This is a genomic window from Kocuria dechangensis (assembly GCF_014636775.1).
GTDB lineage: Bacteria > Actinomycetota > Actinomycetes > Actinomycetales > Micrococcaceae > Kocuria > Kocuria dechangensis.
In genome coordinates this window covers 102,636-118,439 of the sequence record NZ_BMEQ01000006.1, presented here as the reverse complement: position 1 = coordinate 118,439, position 15,804 = coordinate 102,636, and the positions used below count along the sequence as shown (strand labels likewise).

At 71.8% G+C, this 15,804-nt stretch carries 13 protein-coding genes; 5 read left to right on the top strand and 8 right to left on the bottom strand.

Annotated elements, in window-relative coordinates:
* Nucleotides 1–14: 14 nt before the first annotated feature.
* Both IEW07_RS07945 and IEW07_RS07940 read right to left on the bottom strand, forming a co-directional pair.
* Nucleotides 15–731, bottom strand: coding sequence for a LuxR C-terminal-related transcriptional regulator (locus tag IEW07_RS07945; protein ID WP_188535992.1), 717 nt, complete (start codon nt 729–731; stop codon nt 15–17).
* 175 nt (nt 732–906) lie between these two features.
* Entirely contained in the window at nt 907–1,950 is a 1,044-nt protein-coding gene (locus IEW07_RS07940; protein ID WP_188535990.1) for a hypothetical protein, read from the bottom strand.
* 67 nt (nt 1,951–2,017) lie between these two features.
* Between IEW07_RS07940 and IEW07_RS07935 the strand changes: the two genes are divergently transcribed.
* Nucleotides 2,018–3,724 carry a long-chain-fatty-acid--CoA ligase gene (locus IEW07_RS07935; RefSeq protein WP_188535988.1) on the top strand — a complete coding sequence of 569 codons (1,707 nt, stop codon included), beginning with the start codon at nt 2,018–2,020 and terminating at the stop codon, nt 3,722–3,724.
* Nucleotides 3,725–3,752: 28 nt separating this feature from the next.
* Here the strand turns inward: IEW07_RS07935 and IEW07_RS07930 are convergent, their stop codons facing one another.
* The gene (locus IEW07_RS07930) at nt 3,753–4,367 is read right to left on the bottom strand and encodes a flavin reductase family protein (protein ID WP_188535986.1); all 615 of its coding nucleotides are present in this window, start codon (nt 4,365–4,367) and stop codon (nt 3,753–3,755) included.
* 150 nt (nt 4,368–4,517) lie between these two features.
* Here IEW07_RS07930 and IEW07_RS07925 point away from each other — a divergent pair, with 150 nt between their 5' ends.
* The 3 genes from IEW07_RS07925 (at nt 4,518) to catC (ending at nt 7,004) form a co-directional block, all read left to right on the top strand.
* On the top strand, nt 4,518–5,492 hold the full coding sequence (locus tag IEW07_RS07925) for a LysR substrate-binding domain-containing protein (RefSeq protein ID WP_371870217.1): 975 nt from the start codon (nt 4,518–4,520) through the stop codon (nt 5,490–5,492).
* 56 nt (nt 5,493–5,548) lie between these two features.
* Nucleotides 5,549–6,652 (top strand): mandelate racemase/muconate lactonizing enzyme family protein, encoded by a 1,104-nt coding sequence (locus IEW07_RS07920; protein ID WP_188535984.1) that lies wholly within the window; start codon nt 5,549–5,551, stop codon nt 6,650–6,652.
* Between the two features lie 73 nt (nt 6,653–6,725).
* Nucleotides 6,726–7,004: a muconolactone Delta-isomerase gene (gene catC, locus IEW07_RS07915; RefSeq protein ID WP_188535982.1), complete on the top strand. Its 279-nt coding sequence runs from the start codon at nt 6,726–6,728 to the stop codon at nt 7,002–7,004.
* Between the two features lie 159 nt (nt 7,005–7,163).
* On the opposite strand, the gene IEW07_RS07910 is transcribed toward catC, so the two are convergent.
* From IEW07_RS07910 to benA, 5 genes are all read right to left on the bottom strand, one after another.
* A complete protein-coding gene (locus tag IEW07_RS07910; protein WP_188535980.1) occupies nt 7,164–9,995 on the bottom strand; it encodes an AAA family ATPase in 2,832 nt (943 codons plus the stop codon).
* 61 nt (nt 9,996–10,056) lie between these two features.
* On the bottom strand, nt 10,057–10,884 hold the full coding sequence (locus IEW07_RS07905; RefSeq protein WP_188535978.1) for a 1,6-dihydroxycyclohexa-2,4-diene-1-carboxylate dehydrogenase: 828 nt from the start codon (nt 10,882–10,884) through the stop codon (nt 10,057–10,059).
* On the bottom strand, nt 10,884–12,458 hold the full coding sequence (benC, locus tag IEW07_RS07900) for a benzoate 1,2-dioxygenase electron transfer component BenC (RefSeq protein ID WP_188535976.1): 1,575 nt from the start codon (nt 12,456–12,458) through the stop codon (nt 10,884–10,886). The genes IEW07_RS07905 and benC overlap by 1 nt, the downstream gene beginning before the upstream one ends.
* 134 nt (nt 12,459–12,592) lie before the next feature.
* Nucleotides 12,593–13,129 (bottom strand): benzoate 1,2-dioxygenase small subunit, encoded by a 537-nt coding sequence (benB, locus tag IEW07_RS07895; protein WP_188535975.1) that lies wholly within the window; start codon nt 13,127–13,129, stop codon nt 12,593–12,595.
* Between the two features lie 40 nt (nt 13,130–13,169).
* Nucleotides 13,170–14,552 carry a benzoate 1,2-dioxygenase large subunit gene (gene benA, locus IEW07_RS07890; RefSeq protein ID WP_188535973.1) on the bottom strand — a complete coding sequence of 461 codons (1,383 nt, stop codon included), beginning with the start codon at nt 14,550–14,552 and terminating at the stop codon, nt 13,170–13,172.
* 338 nt (nt 14,553–14,890) lie between these two features.
* Here benA and catA point away from each other — a divergent pair, with 338 nt between their 5' ends.
* On the top strand, nt 14,891–15,763 hold the full coding sequence (gene catA, locus IEW07_RS07885) for a catechol 1,2-dioxygenase (RefSeq protein WP_188535971.1): 873 nt from the start codon (nt 14,891–14,893) through the stop codon (nt 15,761–15,763).
* Nucleotides 15,764–15,804 lie beyond the last annotated feature (41 nt).

The following is a 15,804-nucleotide window of genomic DNA, read 5'->3' as shown; positions in this document are numbered from 1 at the left end:
CGGACAGGGATGGGTCACCGGGGCTTCTCCGCCGTGGTGACGTCCGCCGTGGGCTCCACGAGCCCGTCCTCGATGGCACGGATCCGCAGGTCGATCTTGGTGGGGGCCGGCCGGCCGATCCGCGCGTACTTCTCCCGGATCCGGTCGATGTTGGTCTTCACCGCGCTCTGCTTGATCCCCATGCGGCGGGCCACCTGGACCTGGGCGAAGCCGGAGGCGTACAGGCGCAGGGTCTCCTGCTCGCGGGGGGAGAGGTTGGCACGGGAAAACTCGACGTCGCCGTCGATCGCCGCGGCGAGCTCCTTGGTGATGACGGGCTTGCCCTCGGCGATGTTGCGGGCCTCCTCGATGGCGTGCTCGAGGGGGTCCGACTTGCGGACCAGCCCCAGGGCGCCGGCGCGCAGGGCCTCCCGGATCAGGGGCGCGTTCTCGCCGATGCTGAAGATCAGCACCTTCATCCCGGCGGCGCGCAGGAGCTCCACGTTGGTGGAGGGCCGGGACATGTCGTCGAGGGAGAGGTCCAGGAGCACGACCTCGCACTCGATCCGCTTGGCGCCCTGCGCGGTCAGGGCCGGGTTCTCGGGGTCCCGCCCGAGCTGGTCGAGCAGGTCCGGGACGGTGGCGGCCGATCCGACGAGCTTCACGTCCGCCTGGGAGGTCATGGAGACGAGGCGGACGCCCTCCCGGACGACCTCGTGGTCATCGACGACGGCGACAAGGGTGGACGGCATGGCGGTTCCTCCGGGTGCTGCACGGTGGGCCGGCGCGCGGGTTACGCGGTGGGGGTGACGGATCTCACCGAAGTGCTCCGATTGTCCCCCGGTGGCCCCACAGATGCGAATCCGACACGGTGTTCCGGTCGTTGCGTTACCGAGTTGCGTTGCCGAGTTGCATGTGCGGGCGGGGTCATTCCCAGCGGTCGACCCGGCGGTGGTACCGGGTGCCCCACAGCCCGCCCAGCACGGCACCGAGGAGGTCGACGACGAGGACGACGGCGACCGCGACCGCGACCAGGCTGGGGGCCAGGAGGTCCCCCATCAGCGCCTGCACGGAGACGCCCACGGGGGCGAGCCCCACGGTGTCGGCCCACACGAGCCCGGCGACCGTGGCCACGGCCCGGCCGAACACCGACCACAGCCACACCGAGACGCCCTGGCGGGCGCCCGAGAAGCGCGCCATCCGCCCGGCGGCGTACCCGCCGCCCAGGAACGCGAGGAACTCCACGACGCCGAGCAGCGCCGCCGCCGTCCATGCGGCGGGGGACCCGGCGGCGAGGTCGTCGACGACGCCGCCCACCCCGTCGCCGAGCTCGAGCGACAGGGCGGCGCCGACCAGGCCCGCGAGGGCCAGCAGCAGCCAGGTCAGCGCCAGGGCGCTGAGCCAGCCGAAGAAGCCGGGCACCAGCTGCATGCCGCCGAACTCCGCCCGCTGCCGGGCGTGCCGGGCGGCGGGGTCCTCCGGCTGGACGTCCCCGGCGCCGGGCTGTCCGGACGCGCCGGGCCGGCCGGATGCGCCGGGCCGGCCGGCCTGCCCGGACGGCCCGGGCTGCTCGTGGGTGCCGGGCCCGCCCGGCCCTCCGGCCGGGGGCTGCCGGACCGCCGGAGTGGGGTCGGTGCGCGGGGCCGGGTCCTCCGCGTGCCGCTCGGCGTCGGGGTGGCGCTGGGCCGAGACCGCCGGCAGCGGGCGGGTGTGCTGGTCGGCCTCGTCGTCGTACCAGCTCCAGTCCTCGTCCCCGGTGGCGCCGGGACCGCCCGCGCCGGTCCCGGACGCGGCGCCGTCGCGGCGGTCCGCGCCGGGGCCGTCGTCGTCCCGGGAAGCAGGGTGGGCGCCGGAGAGCCTGCTGACCGGGGGGATCGGGCGCGTGGCGTCCGCGCCGCCGTGCGGGTCCGTGTCCGACCAGGGCATCGGGTCGTCGGGGGTGTGCGAGCCGGGGGTCGAGGAGGGGGTCATGTCTCAGAAGTCTAGGGGAGAGCCCCGCCGCGGCAGGGCCGGGTACGGCCCCGGTAGGGTCGGAGCCATGCCTGCTGAATCCACGCGAGACCTCCTGCGCGCCCGCCCCTGGACCGCCAGCTACGACCCGGGCGTCCCCGCGGAGATCGACCTGCCCGAGACCTCGCTCGTGCACATGCTCGAGCGCTCGGTCGCCCGCAACGGCGCGAGGACCGCCCTCCGCTTCTTCGGGGCCACCACCTCCTACGCCCGGCTCGGGGACCAGGTGGACCGGGCCGCCGAGGGCCTGCGCCGGCTCGGCGTCACGGCCGGGGACCGCGTGGCGATCGTCCTGCCCAACTGCCCGCAGCACGTCGTGGCGTTCTACGCCGTGCTGCGGCTGGGCGCCGTCGTCGTCGAGCACAACCCCCTGTACACGGCCCCCGAGCTGCGCCACCAGTTCGAGGACCACGGCGCGCGCGTGGTCGTCGCGTGGGACAGGGTCGCCGACCGGATCCGGTCGATGCCCGCCGACCTCCAGATCGACTCCGTGGTCTCCGTGGACCTCACCGCCGCGATGCCCGCGGCCACCCGGCTGGGCCTGCGCCTGCCCCTGCGGAGGCTGCGCGAGGCCCGCGAGCAGCTCACCGGTCCCGCACCCGGCACCATCCCGTGGAAGCGGCTGCTGGACGCCGACCCGATCGCCGCCGACCACCCGCGGCCCACCGCCCACGACCTCGCCCTGCTGCAGTACACCTCCGGCACCACGGGCCTGCCCAAGGGCGCCATGCTCACGCACCGCAACCTCGAGTCCAACGCGGTGATGGGCCGGCACTGGCTCGACTCGACCGAGCACGAGGTCGTCTACGGGGTGCTGCCCCTGTTCCACGCGTTCGGCCTGACCCTGGGCGTGACCTTCGCGATCTCCCTGGGGGCCGAGCTGGTGCTCTTCCCGACCGTGCGGGCGGACCTGGTCCTCCGGGCGATGAGGAAGTCCCGGCCCACGGTGCTGCCGGCCGTGCCGCCGGTCTACCAGAAGCTGCTCGACGCCGCGCAGGAGAAGGGCGTCGACCTGCACGGCATCGCCGTGGCCGTCTCCGGGGCGATGACCCTGCCGGTCCCGCTCGTCGAGCGCTGGGAGTCCGCCACGGGCGGGGTGCTGATCGAGGGCTACGGGCTCACCGAGTGCTCGCCGCTCGTCGCCTGCAACCCGCTCAATGACTCCCGCCGGCCGGGCTCGATCGGCGTCCCCTTCCCCTCCACCGACATCCGGCTGGTGGATCCCGAGACCCTGCAGGACGTCCCCGCGGGCCACGAGGGCGAGCTGTGGGTCAAGGGCCCCCAGGTCTTCCAGGGCTACTGGAAGCGCCCCGAGGAGACCGCGGCGGTCCTGGTCGAGGACGGGTGGCTGCGCACCGGCGACATCGTCACGGCCGACGAGGACGGGTTCCTGCGCGTGGTGGACCGGATCAAGGAGGTCGTCATCACGGGCGGGTTCAACGTGGCCCCCAGCGAGGTGGAGAGCGCGCTGAAGCTGCACGACGACGTGGCGGACGCCGCCGTGGTCGGGCTCCCCGACCCCCGCGGCAACGAGGTCGTCGTGGCCGCGGTGGTCCTGGCCCCGGGCGCGAGCCTCGACGAGGAGGCCCTGCGCCGGCACTGCTACGCCAAGGTCACCCGCTACAAGGTGCCGCGGCGGATCGTGGCCGTGGAGGACCTCCCGCGCACCATGCTCGGCAAGACCCTGCGCCGGCAGGTGCGCGAGCAGCTCCAGGAGACGGGGGTCGAGGTCTGAGCCCCGCCCCGGCCCGGGCCCGCGGCGGTCAGGGCAGGTCCGCCTCCGGGTCGGCGACCCGGTAGGGGATCCGCCGGATCGAGCGGATCCGCCCGAGCTCGCCCCACTCGTCGTGGCCGAGCCGGGCGATGGGGTGCAGCCGCTGGACCACCGGTCCGCGCTCGCCCATGGCCTCCTCCGCCACGGCCACGTGCGTCACCTCGCCGAAGACCAGGAAGCCGTCGCCGATCTGCAGGGGGTCCCGGAACAGACGGCACTCGATGGCCGCGGGGGACTCCGCCACCCGCGGCGCGGCCACGGTGAGCGAGGGCTCCCGGGTGAGGCCCACGGCGTCGAACTCGCTGATCTCCGCCGGGTAGTCGGTGCTCGTGGCGTTGATCTGCTCGAACAGCTCGGCGGGGGCCAGGTTCACCACGAACTCCCCGGTCGCCCGGATGTTGCGGAGGCTGTCCTTCTCCCCGGTCGAGACGAACTGCACGACCGTGGGGGTGGTCGAGGCCACCGTGAAGAACGAGTGCGGGGCGAGGTTGTCGACCCCGGCCGCGGAGAGGGTGCTCACCCAGGCGATGGGGCGGGGCAGGACCAGGTTCTTCACCACACGGGCGAACGAACCGTGCCGGTCGGCGGGGACGTCGGTGCGCATGGCTCCCATTGCACCACTTCCCCTGCGCCGCTGCCACGGCTCCGCCCCGGTGCCGCCACGCCGCCGCCACGGTGCCGCCCCGGAACCGGAGCGGCGGCGGAGGGGGACCGGAGCCAATTGTGGCAAAAGGATGTCCTAATCAGGCTCTTTATGGGTATTCTGTGGATCAATGAACACCCGGTGGTCGACGGCGACCGCGCCGCGGACCGAACGGAAGGACGGCTGCCCTCGATGGAGATCCGCCAGCTCAACTACTTCATCGCGGTCGCCGAGGAGCGCCACTTCGGCCGCGCGGCCAAGCGGCTGCACATGGCCCAGCCGCCCCTGTCCCAGCAGATCCGCCAGCTCGAGGAGCAGCTGGGCGTGCGCCTGCTGGACCGCACCACCCGGCGCGTGGACCTCACCGCGGCCGGGCAGGTCCTGCTGGACCGCGGCCGGCGGATCATCAACGAGATCGAGGCGCTCAAGGCCGACGTGTACCAGGTGGGGCAGGGCGCCACCGGCGTGCTCCGCGTGGGCTTCTCCGGCTCCGCCACCTACGGTGTGATGCCGCGGATCGTGCGGCGCGCCAAGGAGAGCATGCCGGGGCTGTCCCTGACCCTGCACGGCGAGATGCTCACCCCCGCCATGGAGGAGGGGCTGCGGGACCACACCCTGGACGCCGCCCTGCTCCGCCCGCCCGTCGCGTCCCAGGACATCGACTACCGCATCGTCACCAGCGAGCCGCTCGTGGTGGCCATGCCCTCCTTCAGCGCCCTCGCCGTCGACCGGCCCCTGGCCGTGCGCGAGCTGCAGGACCAGGAGTTCATCACCTACCCGCCCGAATCGGTGCTGTACCGCACCGCGGCGGACATGTGCCGCCAGGCCGGCTTCCAGCCCCGCATCGCCCAGGTGGCGGGGGAGACCTCCACGCTGCTGTCCTTCGTGGCCGCCGGCGGCGGCGTGGCCGTCGTCCCCGCGACCGTGCGCGCCTTCCAGCTCGAGGGCGTCGTCTACCGGGACATCGAGGACGCCCCGGAGGTGGAGCTCGCCGTCGCGTGGCGGCGGGACGACCGCTCCGCGCTGCTGCACAACTTCCTCGACCTCGTCGTCGGCGCCCACGAGGACGCCGCCGCCGCGCGCTGAGCCCGTCCCGCCCGTCCCCGATCCGCCAGACCCGCCACAGAAAGGCCCGCCCGCCCATGAAGATCGCGACCATCGAGGCGATCCCCTACTCGATCCCCTACGTCCATCCGCTGCACTTCGCCTCGGGCGCCGTCCACGAGGCGGACCACGTGCTGGTGCGCGTCACCACCGACGACGGGATCGTGGGCACGGCCGACACCCCGCCGCGGCCCTACACCTACGGCGAGACCCAGAAGTCCATCGTGGCGGTGGTCCACGACATCTTCGCGCCCCAGCTGGTCGGCCTGGACGTCTTCGACCGCGAGAAGGCCCAGACCGTCATGGCGAGGACCATCCACAACGAGACCGCCAAGGGGGCGGTGGACATCGCCCTGTGGGACGTCATCGGCCAGGCCCTCGGGCAGCCCGTGACCAAGCTGCTGGGCGGGTTCACCGACTCCATGCGGGTCTCCCACATGCTGGGCTTCAAGCCGGCCGCCGAGCTGCTGGACCTGGCCGTTCAGTTCCGCGAGACCTACGGCATCTCCACGTTCAAGCTCAAGACCGGCCGGCACCCGATCGGCCTCGACGTCGAGGCCGCCCGCGTGCTGCGCGAGGGCCTGGGCGAGGACGCCGAGATCTACATGGACGCCAACCGCGGCTGGTCCGCCAACGAGGCCATGGAGGTGCTGCGCCGCACCGCCGACCTGGGCCTGCAGTTCCTCGAGGAGCCCGACGACGCCCGCGAGGTGCTCGGCCGGCGCCGGCTCGTGGAGAAGTCGATGATCCCCATCGCCGCGGACGAGTCGGCGCCGAACCTCGGGGAGGCCGCCCGGGAGATCCTCACCGGCGGGGCGAACCTGCTGGCGGTGAAGACCGCCCGCTCGGGCTTCACCGAGGCCGCGAAGATCGTGGGCATGGCCGAGGGCATGGGCGTGGACGTCTACGTCGGCAACCAGATCGACACGCAGGTCGGCACGGTGGCCTCCGTGGTCTTCGGCGCCGCCTTCGCCCACACCTCGAAGCGGGCCGGGGAGCTGTCGAACTTCCTGGACATGGCCGACGACCTCCTCGCCGAGCCCGTGGTCATCTCCGAGGGCCGGATCCGAGTCCCGCAGGTGCCCGGCGTGGGCACCGCCGTGGACGAGGAGAAGCTCATGAAGTACCGCACCGACCGCTAGACCCGCCCGCAGCACCCCGGATCTGCACCCCGAGTTTTCACCCCGAATCCCCATCCCGACGGAAGGACGCACCGTGAAGTACCTGGTCCACATGGACATCAACCTCCCCACCGACATGCCCGCCGAGGAGGCCGCGGAGATCAAGGCCACCGAGAAGGCCTACTCCCAGGAGCTGCAGCGCTCCGGGAAGTGGCCGGAGATCTGGCGCGTCGTGGGCGAGTACGCCAACTACTCGGTCTTCGACGTCGAGTCCAACGAGGAGCTGCACGACATCCTGCAGAACCTGCCGCTGTTCCCCTACATGGACATCACCGTGGTGCCGCTGGCCAAGCACCCCTCCGACGTCAAGTAGGACGCAGCCCCGCCGCGAGGCGGCAGAGGAGCGCCGCCCGGCCCGGGCGGCGCTCCTCTGCCGTCCTGGGGGAGGTGCGACGGGACCGCGGGTGCGACGGGGACCGGCGCGACGGAGGCGGGCGGCCGAGGCCGGTCGGGGAGTGTCAGCCGGCGGGTGTCAGTCGGCGGGCCGGTAGCGGGCGGCGAGCTCGCTGCGGGAGCGGATCCCGAGCTTCCCGTAGATGCGCGTCAGGTGGTACTGGACGGTCTTCTCCGCCAGGAACAGGGCCCGGGCGGTCTCCTTGTTGGTGGCCCCGGCCGACACGAGCTCGGCCACCGCCTGCTCCTGGGCCGTGAGCTGGATCTGCGTGCGGCCCACGGCGGCGAGCACCGGGTCCGCGGGGTCGGGCAGGTTCCCGACGTCGAGCCCCGTGGCCTTGAGCTCCCGGTCGCACCGGTCCACGTACGTGGTGGCCCCCAGGGAGTCGTAGAGGTCGCGGGCGGCCCGCAGCACCGAGGACGCCAGGCGCCGCTTGCCCGCCCGGCGCATGCTCTGCCCGTACGCGAAGCTGATCCGCGCCCGCAGGTAGGGCCGGTTCAGCCCCCGCAGGTGCCCCAGGGCGGCCTCGAAGTGCTCCCGCGCCGTGTCCGGGTCCCCCTGGGCCGCCACGAGCCGGCCCCGGGCCCACGACATGCGCGCCTGGTCCGAGGGGATCTCGCGCTCGCGGCGCAGCCTCTCGAAGCCGGTGAGGAAGGCGTCGGCGGCGTCGAGCTGGTCCGTCATGACGAGGGCGTTGACGTAGGTGTCCTGCCACGGCCAGAAGGACACGCGCTCGTCGGTCCACGGGTCGATGTCCGTCAGCGGCTGCAGCACGGCGAGCGCGCTCTCGTAGTCCGCGCGCGCCTCGTGGAAGCGGGCCCGGGCCAGGCTGGCCGGGACCTGCATGGCCCGGTAGGTGCCCGGCTGCACCGCGGACTGGGAGACGTAGTGCCGGGCCCGGTCCCAGTCCCCGCGCATCGACCACAGCTCCGCGGCGGTCCAGTACAGCAGCGGGCGGATCAGCGGCATCCGGGAGGTCTCGAGCCGGACGGAGGCGCGCGCCACCGTGGCGGCGGCCGCGTCCCAGTTGCCGAGCACGAGCTGCGTGCGGGCCAGCCACGCCTCCGCCCACAGGGAGATCCGCAGCGACCCGCCGCGGTACTCGGTGGGCGCCGCCGCCTCGAAGTTCACGAGCGCCGTCTCGACGTCGTCGGCGCGCAGCGCCAGCCATCCGGCGCCCATCTGCACGCGCTGCTTCTGGGCGTTCTCCGCCGCGTGCCGGAACGCGGTCTCGTAGGAGCGCTCCGCCTCCCGCAGCCTGCCCTGGGCGAACAGCCCGAGCCCGTAGATGGCCTCGGACTCGATGTGGGCGGGGGTGCCGGGGTCCGTGAGGGACATCGCCGTCTCGGCCCAGCGGGTGATGAGGGGCCCGTCCCAGGAGGCGACGCCGTGCAGCGTGAAGCGCTGGGCGATCTGCGCGGCGGCGCCCGGGTCCTGCTCGGGGTTGCACGTGCGCCAGGCCATCTCCAGCTGGGTCCCGGCGCTGCGGTTCTGTCCCGAGACCGTGGAGAGGTAGCCGAGCACGGAGGAGCGCAGGGGGGAGGAGGGCATGGCGTCGACGGCGGCGGCCCACATGTCCGCCTGCGCAATGTTGCCCGAGCCCACCAGGGCGTCCACGGCCCGCAGGAGGCGGTCGTTGCGGGCGCGAGGGTCCGCGGAGAGCCGGGACGCTGAGAACAGGGCGGTGGAGACGTCCTGCCAGGCGCCCACCATGGCCTGGCGGCGGGCGAAGTCCTCGAGCTCCTCGGCCAGGGGCTCGTCCGGGCCGGGGGTCGCGGAGACGCGGTGGCCCAGCCGCTCGCCCTCGTCCTGGACCGTGGCCGCCGCGCGGCGGTGCAGCTCGATCCGCCGGCTGGGGACGACCTCCTCGTAGACGGCCTCGGCGGCGCCGGGCTCGAAGAACTCCACGACGGAGCGGGCCTGGTCCACGGACAGCCTGAGGAGCCCGGCGCGGTGGCCCTCGTCGAGGGGAGGCATGACGTCCTGCACCCCGCTCACGTGGGTGACCTCCGCGAGCCCGGCGCTGTGCCCCAGGACGGACACCGCCTCGGCCACGTCGGCCAGGGCGGGGGAGGCGTCGCCGAGCACGCTGCGCACGCGGGCCCGCACCCGGGAGCTGGCGGGCAGGGACGGGAACCACGACTGCCACGTGTCCTCGGGCAGCTCGTTCAGCAGCTCCACGATCTGCTGAGGCACGCCGCCGGTGTGGCGCACGAGCCCGTGCGCGGCGGTCGCGCTCAGGTCGAGGCCGAACAGCTGCCGGGCGAGGTCCTGGACCTGGTGGGGGGCGAGCGGCTCCAGCGGGATCCTGATCACCTGGTGGCCGGTGAGGAAGTCGAGCACCCCGGTGGGCACGCGCCCCGCCTGGCCGGGGTCGAGGGTCAGCACGAACATGACCCGCTTGCCGTGCAGGCGGCGCATCACGAACACGAGGATGCGCAGGCTCTCCTCGTCGAGCCGGTGGACGTCGTCGACGGTGACGACCACGGTGCCGCGCGCCTGCAGCCCCTCGAGGTGCGTGGTGAGGGTGGACGCGTAGTTGACCACCTGGGCCGGGGTGAGGTGGGCGACGGGGGTCGAGGGCAGCGCGGGCCCGCCGTCGTAGCCCTTGGCCGAGCGCAGCGGCGCGGTGAGCATGAGCTGGGAGTAGCCGGCGAGGGCGAGCTGGGCCTCCCACTCGTCACCGGTGGCGCTGAGCACGCGCACGCCGCGGGCCACGGAGCGGCAGTGCTCCAGGAAGAGCTCCAGCAGGGCCGTCTTGCCGGAGCCGGGCGGGCCGCTCAGGACGACCGCGCGCACATGGCCCTTGCGCACGGTGCGCAAGGTCTCCAGCAGCTCCTCGAAGACGTCCGCCCGGCCGACGAGCGGGAACTCCTCGCCGGAGTCGCCCTGGTGGAAGCCCGCCGTCATGGCCGCGAGTCTACCCCGGCGGGGCGAGCGGCCGCGCCGGCGGGCCTCCGTCACGGCACGCTCAGCCCAGGTCCCCGCCGGCCACCGGCAGGACGCTGCCGGTGACGTAGGAGGCCTCGTCGGAGGCGAGGAACACGATGGGCGCGGCCTGCTCGTCGAGCGTGCCGTAGCGCTTCATGAACGACGACTCCACGGTCTGGTCCACGATCGTGCGGTACCACTCCTTCTCGGTGGCGCTCTCGGCCTCGGGCCCGCGCTTGACCCTGCGGGGCGGGGCCTCGGTGCCGCCGGGGGCAGTGGCGGCCACGCGGATCCCGCGCCCGGCCACCTCCATGGCCAGGGACTGGGTCAGGGCGTTGACCCCGCCCTTCGCCGCGGCGTAGGGCACCCGGTTCATGCCGCGGGTGGCGACCGAGGAGACGTTGACGATCGTGCCCGAGCCCTGCTCCAGCATGGCCGGCAGCACGGCGCGGCAGGACCACAGCGTGGGGAAGAGCGAGCGGCGGATCTCCTTCTCGATCTTCTCCTCGTCGTACTCCTCGTAGGGACGGGCCCAGATGGTGCCGCCCACGTTGTTGACGAGCACGTCCACCCGGCCGTGGGCGGCCAGGGCCGCGTCCACGGCCTCCTGGGCGCCCGCGAAGGTCTCGAGGTCCGCGGTCACCGAGGTGGCGGAGCCGCCCGAGCCGGACGCCTCTGCGGCGTCGTTGATGCCCCGGGCGACCTCGTGCACGAGCTCGGCCCGGTCCACCAGGACCACGGCGCCGCCCTCGGCGCCGATCCGCTCGGCCACCTTCTGGCCGATGCCCTGCGCGGAGCCGGTCACGAGCGCGACCTTGCCGGCGAAGCGGCCCGGCGTGAGGAACTGGCCCGCGTACGGCGCGGCCATCAGCGACCGCCCTCCTTGGCGTCGATCGCGGTCGCCATGGTCTCCTTGGCGTCGCGGGCGTGGGCCATGATGACCTCGCGGGCGCGGTCCTTGTTCTTCTGCTCGAAGGCCTCGACGACGTCGAGGTGGTCCTGGGCGACCCGCGCGAAGATCTCGGTGCCCTTCTCGAAGGTCGCCGCCATCTGCTCGCGCACGTCCAGGCGCCGGTAGGACTCCAGCAGCGTGGGGTTGTCGCAGACCAGGAAGAGGTACTCGTGGAACTCCTCGTTGGTCCGCACGTACTCCTCGGGGTCCTGGACGGTGCCCGCGCCCACGGAGCGCGTGGTGGCCTCGGCGAGGCGGCGGAACTGGTGCAGCTGCTCCTCCGTGAGGCGGCCCAGCATCAGCTCGGTGACCGCGAGCTCGAGGCCCATGCGGGCGTCGAGGTGGGCGAAGCTGTCCTCCTTGCGGAACTCCAGCCGGCCGGTCTCCATCGAGGAGACGGCCTCGGCGCGGGTCATCGTGTCGCCCTCGGCCTCGACCTTCTCGGCGGGGGCCGGCGCGCCGGTCTCGGCGTCGCCGCCGGTGGACTCCTTGGGCGCGAAGCGCTCGAAGTAGAAGTTGGCGGGCTGGACGCCCTCGGTGTCCAGCCACTTGGAGACGGCGTTGACCATGGGGGGCGGGCCGCAGAGGTAGACGTCGACGTCGCCGTCGTTGAGGTGCTGCGGCTCGATGATCTGGGTGACGTAGCCGGTGTGCGGGGCGGAGGTGCCCTCCTCGGAGGCGATGTAGTCCCAGGTGAAGGCCGGGAGCTTCGCCTCGTACGCGCGGATCCAGTCCAGGCCCACGATGTCCGCCTCGCGGGTCACGCCGTAGATCAGGTGCACGGGGGTGCTGGGCGGGTTCTCGGAGAGCTTCTCCAGGATCGACAGGAGCGGGGCCAGGCCGGTGCCGCCGGCGAGCAGCAGCAGGGGGCGCTTCGGCTCGCGCAGGAAGAACGAGCCGTAGGGGCCCGTGAACTCGATGGTGTCGCCGACGGCGGCGCGGTCGCGCAGGTACTCGGACATCGCGCCCTGCGGGGTGATGCGCACCATGAAGGCCGCGTCCTCGACCTCGGGGCCGCTGCTGAAGGAGTAGGAGCGCTCCGCGTCGGTGCCCGGGACCTTGATGTTGACGTACTGGCCGGGGAGGAACGCCAGGGCGTCCCGCTTCTGCACGTCCAGGGTGAAGGAGATCGTGGACTCCGAGTGCTTGTTCAGCTCCTTGAGCGTGGAGGTGAACGTGGCGGCGGAGGTCTTCGCGGACTCGGCGGTCGCGGGGATCTGGATGGCCATGTCGGACTCCGGGACCGCCTGGCAGGTGAGGAGGTAGCCCTTTTCGAGCTCCTCCTCGGTCATGGCGTCGTCGATGAAGTCCCCGGGGTCGAACGTGCCGGAGTCGCAGAAGGCCTTGCAGGTGCCGCAGGCGCCGTCGCGGCAGTCCGCCGGAATGTTGATGCGCGCCTTGTAGGCGGCGTCCAGGACGGTCTCGTAGTCGCCGACCTTGATGACCTTGGTGACGCCGTCCTCGAAGCTGAGGGCTACCTGGTGGCCCATGATTTCCTCCTGGGTGGGGGGCCGCGTCCTCGCGGCCCGCGAGTCTGTGCGGGGGTGCTCGGTGAGCAGGGGGTGACGGGGACGCCGCGCACGGCGCCCGGCGCGTGGCCGGGCGCCGGGCGCGGCGGGAGCCGTCAGATCATGTAGACGTCCACCACGTGGTGGATGTAGTCGTTCTTCAGGACGACCTTCTTCTTCAGGATGACCGGCTGCTCGCCCGAGAGGTCGATCGTGTAGAAGCTGGTGCCGAAGTACGTGTCCGTCGTGTTGTAGCGGAAGTACAGCGTGAACCAGTTGAAGCGGACCTTCACCTGGTCGCCGTCGTGCTCGAGGACCTCCACGTCGGTGATGTTGTGCCCGGTGCGGGGGTCCGGCAGGGACGTGGCGGAGGAGCGGTCCGTCTTGATGCGGAACACGCGGTCCTCGATGCCGCCGCGGTTGTCGTAGTAGATCAGGGAGATCTCGTTCTGCGGGTCCTCGGTCAGCCGGTCGTCGTCGCCCCAGGACGGCATCCAGAACTCGGAGTCCGGGTGGTAGCACTCGAGCCACTCGTCGAACTGGCGGTCGTCCAGCAGCCGGGCCTCCTTGTACAGGAAGGCGCGGACGGTCTCGAGGGTCGCGATCTCCTCGGCGGTCTTGAGCGCCGTGAGGGGGTTCAGCAGGTTGGCCATGGTGTTCTGCACTCTTTCTGTGGTTCGGGGAGGTCCGGGATCAGGCGGTCACGGGAGCGGACTGCTCGGCGGCACGCTCCTCCGCGGCCAGACCCTTCTCCATGACTTCCTTCCAGTAGGTGTGCTGGACCGGGTAGAGGCCCTCGTCCTCGGTGCGCACGCCGGAGGCGATGACCTTGGACATGCCGAGGGCCTGGGCCTGCTCGTCGGGTCCCTGGATCTCGTGGGTGGCGCCGCGGGACATGTCGTTCCAGGGGGCGGAGGTGGCCCAGTAGGTCTTGTTGCAGGAGCGGAACTCCTCGAGGTCGTCCGGGGTCGCCATGCCCGTCGCGTTGAAGAAGTCCTCGTACTGGCGGATGCGCTTGGAGCGGTTCTCCTGCGACTCGCCCTTGGGGGCGATGCAGTAGATCGTGACCTCGGTCTGGTCCGCGGAGATCGGCCGGAAGTGCCGGATCTGCGAGGAGAACTGGTCCATGATGTAGACGTTCGGGTACAGGCACAGGTTGCGCGAGATGTTGATCATGAAGTTCGCCATCTCCTCGCCGTACTTGTCGACGAGCTCCTCGCGGCGGTCCCACAGCGGGCGGTCCTGCGGGTTGGTCCACTCCTGCCACAGCAGCAGGTGGCCGTGCTCGTAGGAGTAGAACCCGCCCTTGACCTTGCCCCACTTGCCGGCGTCCATGGCCTTGGTCTTGTTGGCGGAGTCGCCGGCGGTGCGGCGGGCGGTGGTCGCGGCGTAGTTCCAGTGCACGGAGGTCACGTGGTAGCCGTCGGCGCCGTTCTCCGCCTGGACCTTCCAGTTGCCGTCGTAGGTGTAGGTCGAGGCGCCGCGCAGGACCTCGAGGCCCTCGGGGGACTGGTCGACGATCGAGTCGATCACCTTGGTGGCGTCGCCCAGGTGCTCCTCCAGGGGCAGCACGTCCGGGTTCAGGGAGCCGAACAGGAAGCCGCGGTAGGAGTCGAAGCGGGCGACCTTGGTGAGGTCGTGCGAGCCGTTCTTGTTGAAGTTCTCCGGGTAGCCGCCGGTGCGGCCGTCCTTGACCTTCAGCAGCTCGCCGGAGTTCTTGAACGTCCAGCCGTGGAACGGGCACGTGAAGGTGGTGCGGTTGTCCGTCTTGCGGCGGCACAGCATCGCGCCGCGGTGGGAGCAGGCGTTGACGATGCAGTTGAGCTTCTCGTCCTTGTCGCGGGTGATCACGACGGGGGTGCGCCCGATGTCGGTGGTGAAGTAGTCGCCCACGTTGGGGATCTGGGACTCGTGGGCCAGGTACACCCAGTTGCCCTCGAAGATGTACTTCATCTCGAGCTCGAAGATCTCCTCGTCGGTGAAGATCTCCCGCTTGGCGCGGATGATGCCCTTTTCGCGGTCGTCGATCACGGCGTCGGAGAGGACCTCGCGGACGTGGGTCAGGTTCTCGGTCATGTCGTGCTCCTTCTGAGGAGAGGTTCTGCGGACGGAGGCGCGGGCCGGCGGGAGATCCCGGGTCCGGCCCGCGGCCGGACGGTATGCATGCCATTCTGTTCGCTCGTGACCCCACTCACATCAGGTGAACCCCTAGGAGTGGCCCAGGGGGGCGTTATGTACCACTTGGTACTCAGAAAGCGGTCAATCAATATTTGTAGCGTCCTGATCCGCGGGCATAGGCTGTGAGAGACGTCACCGCGTGTCCGGTGCCACAGGCCCGGGCGGGACCCGGTTGTCCGGCGACAGGGCGGCAGGTGCGTCCCGCCTACTGTTCAACGAAGAATGTGGAGATCACCATGACGGAAACCCGCAAGGAAAACGAGGGCACGGCTGTCGAGGCCGGCACCAAGGCCACCGAGCGCTTCACGGCCTCGGGAAAGCTGGCCAAGCTTCAGGTGCCCCAGGAGCGCGTGTCGCTGCTGGCCGGTGAGGCGATCAAGGCGATCAACGACATCGCGGTCAAGCACCAGGTCACCTACGAGGAGTACAACGCGCTGAAGGCGTGGCTGATCAAGGTCGGCACCGACGGGGAGTGGCCTTTGTTCCTGGACGTGTGGCTGGAGCACACCATCGAGGACATCAACTCCCAGGAGCGCCCCGGTGCCGTGGGCACCATCGAGGGCCCCTACTACGTCCCGGGCTCCCCGGTGCTCCCCACCCCGGGCACCCTCCAGATGCGCGAGGACGAGCCGGGCACCCCGCTGCTGTTCAAGGGCCACTTCACGGACACCGACGGCAACCCGATCCAGGGCGCGCAGGTGGAGATCTGGCACGCCGACGCCAACGGCTTCTACTCCCAGTACGCCCCGGAGCTGCCGGAGTGGCTGTTCCGCGGCACGGTGAAGGCCGACGGGAACGGCTACTTCGAGATCAACACCAAGCGCCCGGCCCCCTACCAGATCCCCACCGACGGGGCCTGCGGGCAGCTCATCAGTGCCGCCGGGTGGCACGCGTGGCGCCCGGCGCACATCCACATCAAGGTCTCCGCCCCGGGCTACCAGCTGGTCACCCAGCAGCTGTACTTCCCGGGGGACCCGCACAACGAGGACGACATCGCCTCGGCGGTCAAGCCCGAGCTGATGCTGGACCCCAAGCCGCGCACCGACGGCGGGGAGGGCGAGGAGGTCGTCTACGACTACGTCCTCGCCAAGGAGGGCCAGACCAAGTAGCGGTCCGCCCCCGATCCTCCGCCCGGGCCCGCCCGGCAGGA